The 12,420-nt window shown below is 63.5% G+C and carries 11 protein-coding genes and 1 tRNA gene; 5 read left to right on the top strand and 7 right to left on the bottom strand.

The features are described from left to right. Nucleotides 1–8: 8 nt before the first annotated feature. From ACSFB7_RS11595 to ACSFB7_RS11575, 5 genes are all read right to left on the bottom strand, one after another. On the bottom strand, nt 9–398 hold the full coding sequence (locus ACSFB7_RS11595; RefSeq protein WP_435470154.1) for a response regulator: 390 nt from the start codon (nt 396–398) through the stop codon (nt 9–11). A 102-nt stretch (nt 399–500) separates the two neighbouring features. Further along, nucleotides 501–857, bottom strand: a complete 357-nt coding sequence (locus tag ACSFB7_RS11590; protein ID WP_435470152.1) for a hypothetical protein — start codon at nt 855–857, stop codon at nt 501–503. 195 nt (nt 858–1,052) lie between these two features. Beyond that, a tRNA-Ser gene (locus tag ACSFB7_RS11585) sits at nt 1,053–1,143 on the bottom strand. Between the two features lie 35 nt (nt 1,144–1,178). Continuing rightward, nucleotides 1,179–2,108, bottom strand: coding sequence for an SPFH domain-containing protein (locus tag ACSFB7_RS11580; protein WP_099789315.1), 930 nt, complete (start codon nt 2,106–2,108; stop codon nt 1,179–1,181). Between the two features lie 37 nt (nt 2,109–2,145). After that, the gene (locus ACSFB7_RS11575) at nt 2,146–2,571 is read right to left on the bottom strand and encodes an NfeD family protein (protein ID WP_435470149.1); all 426 of its coding nucleotides are present in this window, start codon (nt 2,569–2,571) and stop codon (nt 2,146–2,148) included. Between the two features lie 201 nt (nt 2,572–2,772). Between ACSFB7_RS11575 and ACSFB7_RS11570 the strand changes: the two genes are divergently transcribed. Further along, entirely contained in the window at nt 2,773–5,082 is a 2,310-nt protein-coding gene (locus ACSFB7_RS11570) for an Orn/Lys/Arg family decarboxylase (RefSeq protein WP_435470147.1), read from the top strand. A 41-nt stretch (nt 5,083–5,123) separates the two neighbouring features. Here ACSFB7_RS11570 and ACSFB7_RS11565 read toward each other — a convergent pair whose 3' ends face one another. After that, entirely contained in the window at nt 5,124–5,978 is an 855-nt protein-coding gene (locus ACSFB7_RS11565) for a DNA ligase (RefSeq protein WP_435470145.1), read from the bottom strand. Nucleotides 5,979–6,048: 70 nt separating this feature from the next. After that, nucleotides 6,049–6,831: an enoyl-ACP reductase FabI gene (fabI, locus tag ACSFB7_RS11560; RefSeq protein WP_435470144.1), complete on the bottom strand. Its 783-nt coding sequence runs from the start codon at nt 6,829–6,831 to the stop codon at nt 6,049–6,051. Between the two features lie 37 nt (nt 6,832–6,868). Here fabI and ACSFB7_RS11555 point away from each other — a divergent pair, with 37 nt between their 5' ends. From ACSFB7_RS11555 to ACSFB7_RS11540, 4 genes are read left to right on the top strand one after another with little or no spacing between them, the layout of a single operon-like run. Beyond that, nucleotides 6,869–8,701 carry an extracellular solute-binding protein gene (locus ACSFB7_RS11555; RefSeq protein ID WP_435470142.1) on the top strand — a complete coding sequence of 611 codons (1,833 nt, stop codon included), beginning with the start codon at nt 6,869–6,871 and terminating at the stop codon, nt 8,699–8,701. 21 nt (nt 8,702–8,722) lie between these two features. Next, nucleotides 8,723–9,736: a microcin C ABC transporter permease YejB gene (locus tag ACSFB7_RS11550; RefSeq protein WP_435470140.1), complete on the top strand. Its 1,014-nt coding sequence runs from the start codon at nt 8,723–8,725 to the stop codon at nt 9,734–9,736. Next, nucleotides 9,729–10,772, top strand: a complete 1,044-nt coding sequence (locus tag ACSFB7_RS11545) for an ABC transporter permease (RefSeq protein WP_435470138.1) — start codon at nt 9,729–9,731, stop codon at nt 10,770–10,772. The genes ACSFB7_RS11550 and ACSFB7_RS11545 overlap by 8 nt, the downstream gene beginning before the upstream one ends. A gap of 2 nt (nt 10,773–10,774) precedes the next feature. Then, nucleotides 10,775–12,406: an ABC transporter ATP-binding protein gene (locus ACSFB7_RS11540; RefSeq protein ID WP_435470137.1), complete on the top strand. Its 1,632-nt coding sequence runs from the start codon at nt 10,775–10,777 to the stop codon at nt 12,404–12,406. The last annotated feature ends 14 nt before the right edge of the window (nt 12,407–12,420 follow it).

The following is a 12,420-nucleotide window of genomic DNA, read 5'->3' as shown; positions in this document are numbered from 1 at the left end:
GAGCGACCTCAGAGCGTGGCAAGGCCCGAAGGGCGATCGGTGTTGCAGTACTCGATGAAGGCATCGAGGTCGCGCGACTTGTCGAACACGGCGTCGGCACCCAGGGCCTCGCAGCGTGCACGGATGTCCACTGTCACGTAGTTGCTCAGCACCACGACACGCTGGCCCGGCTTGCGCGTCTTGCGTCCGGCCAGCACGCCGAGGCCGGAGCCTTCTTTCAGGAAGAGATCGACGATCAGCAACTGCCAATCGTCCGGATGGTCGGCCAGCCAGGCGAGCGCGTCCGACTCGGTCTCGGCAAAGCCGACCACATGGCCATTGACCAGGTCCTCGAGTGCCGGGACCAGGTTGTCCCTGATGGTCTTGTTGTCCTCGACGAGGAACGTGATGAGGGCCATGCCGTGGTTTCGCTTTGAGAACCAATAGCGTAGCTTGCCTGGCGCTGCCTCAGCGTAGGAGAAGGGAGACGGACCGAAGGATCGGAGGGCGATCTGTGCCGGTCAGCCCTTGCCCTCGGCGCGGATCTTGGCCTTGAGCTTTTCGGCCAGCGCCTGGCTTTCGTCGCGCTCGGCCGTCACTTCGAGCCGCTTCTCGATTTCCTCGCTCAGGGCCGCATTGACCTCGGCCAGCTTCTTGGCCGACTTGGCCAGCTTTTCCTCGAGCTGGCTCGTGTGCTCGATGGCCTGCGCCACTTCGCCGACCTGCACTTCGTCCGGCAACTCCTGTTCGAGCACCGTGCTCACCACGGCGAGGTTGTCCGATGCCCGTTGCACGTCGGCCGCCACCTGTTCGCTTTTGGCGAGGGTCTTGTCGAGCGATGTCGTGCCACGCGGCGAGGTTTCGGATTGTCCAGCCATCGAGGCTCCTTTGCAGGCTTGAAAGTAAAACCTTTGGATCGTACGCCAGACGAAAAAGCCTGTGCCCGAGATCCCCAGTTGTTGCAAAGCAACGCGCCGTCTTGCAGGCCGGACAACAAAAAAGCCCAAGTGCTTGTGGCGACTTGGGCTTCTTGCTGTCTGCATGTTCGCGAACGGTTACGAACAATCAATCTCTGGCGGAGCAGGCGGGATTCGAACCCGCGGAGGGCTATTAACCCTCACACGCTTTCCAGGCGTGCGACTTAAACCGCTCATCCACCGCTCCTGAGCCCACGATTGTAGCGTGGCTTTGGGGCCGTTTCAGGTCGGGCCGGAGCTTTTGCCTGTCTGGATCATGCGCATGGCCGATGAGATCAGCGCAGCCGTCTCGGTCATGTTGCTCGGCACGATCAGCGTGGTCTTGGAGTCCGCGGCGACCTTGCCGTAGGCATCGACGGCGCGCTCGGCCACCTTGAGCTGCACGGCCTGCTCGCCGCCCGGCTTCTGGATGGCGGCTGCCACGCGCTCGATGGCGTCCGCCGTGGCGGTTGCCACGGCGGTGATGGCCGCCGCCTCGCCCTGGGCGTTGTTGATCTGGGCCTGCTTTTCACCCTCGGAGCGGGCGATGAAGGCTTCGCGTTCGCCGGTCGCGATGTTGATCTGTTCCTGGCGACGACCTTCCGATGCCGCGATCAGCGCGCGCTTGCCGCGCTCGGCGGTGATCTGCGCCTGCATGGCCAGCAGAATTTCCTTCGGCGGCGTCAGGTCCTTGATTTCGTAGCGCAGCACCTTCACGCCCCAGTTGAGCGCGGCCTCGTCGATGGCGGCGACCACCTGGGCGTTGATGACATCGCGTTCCTCGAAGGTCTTGTCGAGTTCGAGCTTGCCGATCACGCTGCGCAGCGAAGTTTGTGCGAGCTGGGTCACGGCCACGATGTAGTTCGAAGAGCCGTAGCTCGCGCGCATCGGGTCGGTCACCTGGAAGTACAGGATGCCGTCGACCTGCAGCTGCGTGTTGTCGCGCGTGATGCAGATCTGGCTCGGCACGTCGAGCGGGATTTCCTTCAGGCTGTGCTTGTAGGCCACCCGGTCGATGAACGGAATCAGGAAGTTCGGGCCGGGCGTCATGGTGCCGTGGTACTTGCCCAGGCGCTCGCGCACCCATGCGTTCTGCTGCGGCACGAACTTGACCGACTGGCTGATGAAGATGATCGCGATGACCAGGATGATGAGAGGTACGGAGAATTCCATGGTGCGCTTCCTTTTCTGAGTTCTGTGTTCTGACTGACTAGACTTTGTCGACGACGAGCCGGGAGCCGATCATCTCGACCACGCGGTGCTCGCCGGTCGAGGGCGTATGCCCCGCGCGCTGCACCACGGTCCATTGCGCGCCGCGATAGCGCACGGTGGCGGTGCCATCGGGGTTCCATGCATCGACGAAGACGCTTTCGCCGATGTCGAGGTTCACGTCGCGGTTGGTGCCTGTCGGCGGTGCCGCCGGGCGCTTGCGCTGGATCGAATACCAGACCAGCACGGCGCCCACGCCGATCACTGCCGCCACCAGCAACTGGGTGACGATGCCGAAGCCGAGGTGCGCCGCAATCGCCGCGGCCGCGAAGCCGGCGGCCAGCAGCAGCAGGTAGACCGTGCCGGACAGCAGCTCGACCACGATGGCGGCCCCTGCTATCAGCCACCAGACGGTGGAATTCGCCATGACAACTCCTCTTTGTGCTTGTTCGATCCGCGCCATTCTGAGGCATAGCGTTTCATGCGCTTGTGTTACGTAGGGGTACTGTCTCCACGGAAATGCCCCTTGCCGCCACCGCTGGAATGTCTTGCGCCAGGCTGACCAGATTCTTCATCTGAATTCCGTACACTTCGCGCCTCGCCTTATTGCCTGTCCGGAGCCCCGCTCATGAAATTTCGCTTTCCCATCGTCATCATCGACGAGGACTTCCGTTCCGAAAACACTTCGGGCCTCGGCATTCGCGCGCTCGCGCAGGCCTTCGAAAGCGAGGGCTTCGAGGTGCTGGGCGTCACGAGCTACGGCGACCTGAGCCAGTTCGCCCAGCAGCAAAGCCGCGCCAGCGCGTTCATCCTGTCGATCGACGACGAGGAGTTCACCGTCGGCCCCGACCTCGATCCGGCCGTGCTGAACCTGCGCACCTTCATCGGCGAAGTGCGCCGCAAGAACGCGGACGTGCCGATCTACATCTACGGCGAGACCAAGACCGCGCGCCACATCCCGAACGACATCCTGCGCGAGCTGCACGGCTTCATCCACATGTTCGAGGACACGCCGGAGTTCGTGGCGCGCCACATCATCCGCGAGGCCAAGAGCTACCTGGAAGGCGTGCAGCCGCCGTTCTTCAGGGCGCTGATCGACTATGCGGAAGACGGCTCGTATTCGTGGCACTGCCCGGGCCATTCGGGCGGCGTGGCGTTCCTCAAGAGCCCCGTGGGCCGCATGTTCCACCAGTTCTTCGGCGAGAACATGCTGCGCGCCGACGTCTGCAACGCCGTGGAAGAGCTGGGCCAGTTGCTCGACCACACCGGCCCGGTGGCGGCCAGCGAGCGCAATGCGGCGCGCATCTTCAACGCCGACCATTGCTTCTTCGTGACCAACGGCACCAGCACCAGCAACAAGATGGTCTGGCACCACACGGTGGCGCCCGACGACGTGGTGGTGGTCGACCGCAACTGCCACAAGTCGATCCTGCACGCGATCATCATGACCGGCGCGATTCCGGTGTTCATGAAGCCCACGCGCAACCATTTCGGCATCATCGGCCCGATTCCCCAGAGCGAGTTCGAGCAGAGCGCGATCAAGGCCAAGATCAAGGCCAACCCGCTGCTCGCGCATGTCGATTCCGAGACGGTCAAGCCGCGCGTGATGACGCTCACCCAGTCGACCTATGACGGCGTGATCTACAACACCGAGACCATCAAGAACATGCTCGACGGCTACGTCGACACGCTGCACTTCGACGAAGCGTGGCTGCCGCACGCGGCGTTCCATCCGTTCTACGGCGCCTACCACGCGATGGGCAAGCGTCGCGTGCGCCCCAAGGATTCGCTCGTGTTCGCCACGCAATCCACGCACAAGCTGCTCGCCGGCATCAGCCAGGCCAGCCACGTGCTGGTGCAGGATTCGCAGAACCGTGCGCTCGACCGCGACCTCTTCAATGAGGCCTACCTGATGCACTCGTCGACCAGCCCGCAGTACGCGATCATCGCGAGCTGCGACGTGGCCGCCGCCATGATGGAGCCGCCCGGCGGCACCGCGCTGGTCGAGGAGAGCATTCTCGAAGCGCTCGACTTCCGCCGCGCCATGCGCAAGGTCGAGGAAGAGTTCGGCAAGGATGAGTGGTGGTTCAAGGTCTGGGGCCCCGAAAAGCTCGTCGAGGAAGGCATCGGTCGCGCCGAAGACTGGATCATGAAGGGCGAGAAGGACGGCCCGGCTTCCAAGCGCGGCAAGAACAAGAACTCGCCGCGCAACTGGCACGGCTTCGGCGACCTGGCCGACGGCTTCAACATGCTCGACCCGATCAAGTCGACCATCGTGACGCCGGGTCTGGACCTCGAAGGCAACTTCGCCGAGACCGGTATCCCCGCCAGCGTGGTGACCAAGTTCCTTGCCGAGCACGGCGTGATCGTGGAGAAGACCGGCCTGTACAGCTTCTTCATCATGTTCACCATCGGCATCACCAAGGGCCGCTGGAACACGCTGCTCACGGCGCTGCAGCAGTTCAAGGACGACTACGCGCGCAACCAGCCGATGTGGCGCATCCTGCCCGAGTTCTGCCAGCAGCACCCGGGCTACGAGCGCCTGGGCCTGCGCGACCTGTGCCAGCACATCCACCAGCTGTATGCGCGCTACGACGTGGCGCGCCTCACGACCGAGATGTACCTGAGCGACCTCACGCCGGCCATGAAGCCCAGCGACGCCTTCGCCCACATCGCGCACCGCAAGACCGAGCGCGTGGAAATCGACGAGCTCGAAGGCCGCATCACCACCAGCCTGATCACGCCGTACCCGCCGGGCATTCCGCTGCTGATTCCGGGCGAAGTGTTCAACAAGAAGATCGTCGACTACCTGCGGTTCTCGCGCGAGTTCAACACCCAGTGCCCGGGCTTCGAGACCGACATCCACGGCCTGGTGGCGCGCATCGACGAGACGGGCAAGAAGCGCTACTACGCGGATTGCGTGCGCAAGACCAGCTGACAGTGATAGATGGATAAAGAGGCGCCACCGTGGCGCCTCTTTCACGAACGCGGTGCGTCTTCGCGAATGCGCATGAAGCGCGCGAAGCGGGGCAGGCCGCTCGGGTTGACGCCGTTGTAGCGGTAGGTGACCCAGCTGCCGATGGGCGGCGGGTTTTCCCGTTCGGCATCGGTCAAGCCGGTGCCGAGTTTGAAGCGCTTGCCTTCGGGCGTCTCCACCACCAGCGCGCCGAGCCGGCCGCTGTGCTTGCCCTTGCCGGGCACGTGCTCGATCACGCGTGCTTCGGCATCGTCGAAGGGCTTGACCTTGAGCAGATCGTTGTTGCGGCCACCGAGGTAGAGCGAGCCGCCGCGATGCAGCATCAGGCCTTCGCCGCCCATCTTCACCGTCTTGTCGAGCAGGGCCTGCAGTTCTTCGTGCGTGGTCGCGCGCTCCTGCGGCACGGGCACGACCCAGGGTGCATCCGTGACCGGCAGCAGCTTGCGCAGTGCCGCCAATCGCGCGGTGAAGTTGCCGCCATGCGCCGGCAGGTCGAACACCATGAAGCGCATCTCGTGCCAGGCGACGTCGTTCGGGGTCTGGCTGCGCACGGTGGAGACCGCGTGAGAGAAGCGGCCACGGCCGGCCCACAGCTCTCCGTCCAGCGGCTGCTTCGGCAGCGGGGCGGTGAACCACGCCGGCGCCACCACCTTTTCGCCGCCACGCGTCCAGAGCTGCTTGCCGTCCCAGTAGCCGCGCACGCCATCGAATTTTTCGCTGACCCAGTAGTCGCCCAGCGACATGCCGCGACGGTAGACCTCGGCAAGCATCAGCGACGGCGCGGCGTCGCGCGCGAACGCGTCGCGCAGCAAGGTCGCGCCAAGGCCGGCCAGAAGAAGGGTGCGTCGATTCAGCATGATGATGCTACGAAATGAATAGCGAAAAACGGCCGCTGGGCGGCCGTCTCAAGCCGGTCGATTCGCAGGGTTATTCCGCCATGCCGCCGACCACATTGCTGAAGCCGCCGTCCACGTAGGTGATCTCGGCGGTCACGCCGCTGGCCAGGTCGCTCAGCAGGAAGGCGGCCACGTTGCCGACTTCCTCGATCGTCACGTTGCGCCGGATCGGCGAAGCGTCGGCCACGGCGGCCAGCATCTTGCCGAAGCCCTTGATGCCGCTGGCTGCCAGCGTCTTGATCGGGCCCGCGCTGATGCCGTTCACGCGCATGCCCTTCGGGCCGAGCGACGAAGCGGTGTAGCGCACCGAGGCTTCGAGCGAGGCCTTGGCCAGGCCCATGGTGTTGTAGTTGGGCAGCGCGCGTTCGGCGCCCAGGTAGGTCAGCGTGAGCAGGGCCGACTTGTCGTTGAGGTAGGGCAGGGCTGCCTTGGCCATGGCCGGAAAGCTGTAGGCGCTGATGTCGTGCGCGATCTTGAAGCCTTCGCGCGAGAGGCCTTCGAGGAAGTCGCCTGCGATGGCTTCGCGCGGTGCGAAGCCGATGCTGTGCACGAAGCCGTCGAAGGTGGGCCAGGTCTGGGCGAGATCGGCGAAGAGCTTGTCGATCTGCGCGTCGTCGCCCACGTCGCAGTCAAAAATCAGCTTCGAGCCAAAGTCTGCGGCATATTCGGTGATACGGTCCTTGAATCGCTCGCCGACATAACTGAAGGCGAGTTCGGCGCCCTGTTCATGACAGGCCTTGGCAATGCCATAAGCAATGGAGCGATTGCTCAACACACCGGTGATCAACAGTTTTTTGCCGGAAAGAAAGCCCATGAAGTTGCCTTGTGAAAATCTTGGGCAGAATTCTCGCATGCGAGGTTGGCTGCTCTGGATGTTGGCGTTCCTGGCGCTGCCCTCGTGGGCAGCGCACGGGTTGGGCATGGGTTACGAGCCGAAGTACCCGGCGTCGTTCACGCATTTCGACTACGTGAACCCGAACGCGCCGAAGGGCGGTGACCTGACCCTGTCGGCCCCCGGCAGCTTCGACAAGCTGAACCCCTTTACCTTGCGCGGCGTGCCCCCGGTGGGCATGGGCTACAGCGCCAATGGCTTCGTGTTCTCCGAGTACGGTCTGCTCTTCGATTCGCTGACCACGCCGAGCGAGGACGAGCCCTTCTCACAGTACGGCCTGCTGGCCGAAGACATTCAATTGGCCGCCGACCGTCTCAGTGTCACCTTCCGGCTGAATCCCAAGGCCCGGTTTTCCGACGGTTCGCCGGTGCTGGCGAAGGACGTGAAGTATTCCTTCGACACCTTGCGCAGCAAGCTGGCCGGACCGGCCTTTCGCTCGTACTGGGCCGACATCAAGGAGGCCGTGGTGGTGGGCGAGCGCACCATCCGCTTTGACTTCATGCGCCAGAACGCCGAACTGCACATGATCATTGGCGGGCTGCCGGTGTTTTCGAGCGCCTGGGGCAAGGGCAAGTCGTTCGACCAGATCGTGACCGAGCCGCCGATTGCGAGCGGGCCGTATGTCGTGGACAAGGTCGATTTCGGCAAGTTCATCTCGTACCGTCGACGACCGGACTACTGGGCCGCCGACCTTGCGGTGCGCAAGGGGATGTTCAACTACGACACGGTGTCCTACCAGTATTTCAAGGATGCGCTCGGCGAGGAAGAGTCGCTCAAGGCCGGCGCTCTCGACGCGATGGAAGAGCGCTCGATCATCGCGTGGGTTCGCCGCTACAAGGGGCGTCGCTTCGATTCCGGCGAGCTGATCAAGGAAGAGATCGAGCATCGCCGCTTCACCGGCATGCAAGGCCTGGCGCCCAACTTGCGGCAGCCCCGCTTCGCCGACATGCGCGTGCGCAAGGCCTTGGCACTGGCCTTCGACTTCGACTGGCTCAACGCACACCTGTTCTATGGGCGCCGCGGGCGCACCCAAAGCTACTTCCAGAACAGCGACGACCTCATGGCCCAGCCCGAAGTCAGTCCGGAAGAGCAGGCACTGATCGGTCAACTCAAGAACAAGCGGCGATACATCGACAACACGCAGGGCGAGCTGCCGCGTCCTGACAGCAGCGGTGACACTGCCGATGGCCTACGGCGCAACCTTGTGAAGGCACAGGAACTGCTTAAGGATGCCGGCTGGAATTACCGTGACGGCGCGCTGCGCGACAAGGCCGGCACGCCGTTCGTGATCACCATCGACATCGCTGATCGCAGCTCGGGTGTGGTGTTGGCGCCCTATGCGCGCAACCTCGGCAAGCTGGGCATCCGGTTGGAGTACCGCCTGCGGGACCCGAGCCTGTTGAAAAAGAAGCTGGACGACTTCGATTTCGATATGGCCATCAGCCTTGTGGGCGGGTCGTCGAGCCCTGGCAACGAGCTGTACGACGACTTCAGCTCGAAGTCGGCGAGCGAGAAGGGGAGCCAGAACCTGAGTGGCATCAGCGATCCGGTGGTCGACGAGATTGTCGAAGTGATCGTCAATAGCCACGACCGCGCCTCGCTCGCGGCGGCCGCGAGGCTGCTGGACCGCTACTTGCTCCACCAGCACTACATGACCCCGATGTACTACGGCAAGCAGTATTTCATTGCCCACAAACGAAAGCTGCATCGCCCGGATGCGCCCTTGCCGCAGCGTCTGCTGGCGGGATCAGCTCTGCTGACGATGTGGTGGATTGATTCGACCGCCAAGTAAAAGAAGAAGCAGATATACCGCATGGCCGCCTACCTGATCCGACGCCTCCTGCTGATCATTCCCACGCTGTTCGGCGTGCTGCTGCTCAATTTCGCCATCGTTCAATTCGTGCCCGGAGGTCCGGCCGAGCAACTGCTGTCGCAACTCACCAATAAAGAGAATCGCATCTCGGGTGGCCCTACCGGTCGCACGCTCGATGCGAAGCAGGTGGCCGAGATCAAGGCGCTCTATGGCTTCGACAAGCCTGCCCCCGAGCGCTTCTGGCAGATGCTCAAGCAATTCGCCCGCTTCGACTTGGGCAAGAGCTTCTTCCAGAGCAAGGACGTCTGGCAGCTCATCAAGGAAAAGCTACCGGTGTCAATAAGCCTGGGGTTGTGGACCTTCTTCATCAGCTATCTGATCGCGGTACCGCTGGGAGTGGCCAAGGCGGTGCGCGCGGGCTCGCGCTTTGACTTCCTCACGACGCTGCTGGTGCTCGTCGGCTATGCCATCCCCGGCTTCGTGCTGGGCGTGGCGCTGCTGGTTATCTTCGGCGGCCAATTGCAGTGGTTCCCGCTGCGCGGGCTGACGTCCCCAAACTGGGAGTCGCTGAGCTGGGGCGCTCGCATCGTCGACTACCTGTGGCACATCACTTTGCCGGTGACGGCCATGGTGCTGGGTAGCTTCGCGATCACCGCGATGCTTACCAAGAACTCTTTCCTCGAGGAGATCCGCAAGCAGTACGTGCTGACGGCGCGCGCCAAGGGTCTGGCGGAGCGGCAGGTGTTGTGGAAGCACGTGTTCCGCAACGCGCTGATCCCGATCATCACGGGATTTCCGACGGCCTTCATCGGTGCGTTTTTTTCGGGGGCACTGCTGATAGAGACGCTGTTCTCACTCGATGGGATGGGCTTGCTCAGCTACGAGAGTGTTTTGCGACGCGACTACCCGGTGTTCCTGGGCACGCTCTATCTGTTCACGCTGATCGGTCTGGTGACGAAGCTCATTTCCGATCTTTGCTATGTCTGGGTTGATCCGAGGGTGAAGTTTGACTAAAGCGCCTGCCGTGTCCGTAAGTCCCGGGCGCCGTGCCTGGCGCCGTTTCCGCCGCAATCCGCTGGGCTTCTGGAGCCTCTTGATCTTCTCGGTGCTGGTGGTGCTGAGCCTTTTCGCCGATGTGCTTTCCACCGACAAACCACTCGTAGTGCGCTACGAAGGCAAGACCTATTTCCCGGTACTGCGGGATTATTCCGAGAAGACCTTCGGCGGCGATTTCGAGACCCCGGCTGACTACCTTGATCCATTCGTCGAGCAGCGCATCACGCAGGGCGGCAACTGGGCGCTTTATGCGCCCAACCGCTACGGTCCGAGCACACTCAATTATTTTTCAAAACCTCCGAACCCTGCGGCACCCTCGCGCGAGAACCTGCTCGGCACGGACGAGCGAGGCCGCGATCTGTTGGCCCAACTGATCTACGGCTTTCGCGTGAGCGTGCTGTTTGCACTGGCGCTCACGGTGATCGGGGTGGTCGTGGGTATTGCGACCGGTGCCGTGCAGGGGTTCTTCGGCGGGAAGATCGACCTGACATTCCAGCGCCTGATCGAGATCTGGGGGGCGATGCCCGAGCTTTACCTGCTGATCATCTTCAGCGCGATCTTCACGCCTAGCGTGACGCTTTTGCTGATCCTGCTGAGCTTGTTCGGCTGGATGGGGCTGTCGGACTATGTGCGCGCCGAGTTCCTGCGCAATCGCCAGATGGACTATGTGCGCGCGGCGCGCGCACTCGGTGTGGGCAATCTGCAGATCATGTGGCGCCACATCTTGCCCAACAGCATGGTGCCCGTCGTTACTTTTTTGCCATTCCGCATGAGCGCTGCCATTCTTGCGTTGACCTCCCTCGACTTTCTCGGCCTCGGCGTGCCGCAAGGCACCCCATCGCTCGGCGAACTGCTGAGCCAGGGCAAGGGCAACATCGACGCCTGGTGGATCTCGCTGTCCACCTTCGCCGTGCTGGTCGTCACGCTGATGCTGCTGACTTTCATGGGCGACGCGCTGCGCGATGCGCTCGACCCGCGGAAGGCAGACAAGTAATGATGAGCGACAAGAAAAACCAGCCCCTGCTCGACGTGAAGGGCCTGCGCGTCGCATTCAGCGGCAAGGAGGTGGTGCACGGCATCGACTTCCAGATCGCCGCTGGCGAAAAGCTCGCGCTGGTCGGTGAGTCGGGTTCGGGCAAGACCGTCACGGCGCTGTCGTTGCTGCGCCTGGTGCAGAACGCCGACCTCACCGGTGTTGCGAGGCTTTTCGGCCCGGAACGGACGCAGGACGTACGCGACCTGCTATCGATTCCAGAGCGGGAGCTGCGCGGCATTCGAGGCAAGGAGATCGCGATGATCTTCCAGGAGCCGATGACCGCGCTCAATGCGCTCTACAGCGTCGGCGACCAGATATCCGAGGTGCTGGAGCTGCATGAAGGGCTGTCGGCGCGTGCCGCGCAGGCGGCGGCCGTCCAGTTGCTGGCCGACACCGGCATTCCCGAGCCCGAGCGGCGGGCGAGGGCGTTTCCGCACCAGCTCTCGGGTGGGCAGCGGCAGCGCGCAATGATCGCGATGGCGCTTGCCTGCAAGCCGCGCCTGCTGCTGGCCGACGAGCCGACCACGGCGCTCGATGTCACGGTGCGTGCGCAAATCCTTGAGTTGCTGGCCGACCTGCAGCGCAAGTACGGCATGGCCGTGTTGCTGATCACGCACGACCTGAACCTGGTGCGCCGCTTCGCCGACCGCGTGGTGGTCATGGAGAACGGCCATGTGGTCGAGCACGGCGCGGTGGCGCCCGTGTTCGACGCGCCGCAACATCCCTACACCCGCAAGCTGATCGACAGCCATCCGCAGCGCGATGTGGCCGCCGTGGCGGCGCGGGCCGATGCAATGCCGGTGCTCGAAGCCAGGGCGCTTCGGGTGATCTATCCGGTGCCGCGCCCAGGCTTTGCCGGCTGGTTTCGCAAAGGCGAATTCGTCGCGGTGCAGGGCGCGGACTTCCGCATCGTGCCCGGCGAAACGCTCGGCGTGGTCGGTGAATCGGGGTCGGGCAAATCCACGCTCGCGCTTGCTGCGCTGGGGCTCTTGAAGCACAAGGGCACGCTGACAGTCGATGGCAAGGGCTGGGCTGTCGATCGTGCGTCCGACCTGGGCCTGCGCCGTGTGATGCAGGTGGTGTTCCAGGACCCGTTTTCCTCGTTGTCGCCGCGCATGACGGTGGAGCAGATCGTGGGCGAGGGGCTGCGCGTGCATGCACCCAAGCTCAACACCGAGGCGCGCCGCGCTCGTGCGCTTACGGCGCTGGCCGATGTGGGGTTGACCGAGGCGCAATTTCCTTCACTGCTCGACCGCTATCCGCATGAGTTCTCGGGTGGGCAGCGCCAGCGGCTGGCGATTGCCCGTGCGCTGATCGTCGATCCGCAACTGCTGGTGCTCGACGAGCCCACGAGCGCGCTCGACGTGACGATCCAGAAGCAGGTGCTGAGCCTGCTGCAGCGCCTGCAGCGGGAGCGGGGGCTGAGCTATTTGCTGATCACGCATGACGTCGAGGTGATCCGGGCGATGGCGCACCAGGTCATCGTGATGAAGGACGGGGCCATTCTTGAAACCGGGCCGGTCGAGCGCGTGCTTGACGCGCCAGAGCATCCCTATACAAAAAAGCTGGTGGCCGCCGCGCTGCTGGAATAAACGGAGACTGCAAG

The sequence above is a fragment of the Variovorax raffinosi genome (assembly GCF_051216615.1).
Taxonomy (GTDB): Bacteria; Pseudomonadota; Gammaproteobacteria; order Burkholderiales; family Burkholderiaceae_C; genus Variovorax.
This window is presented reverse-complemented; position numbering and strand designations above follow the sequence as displayed.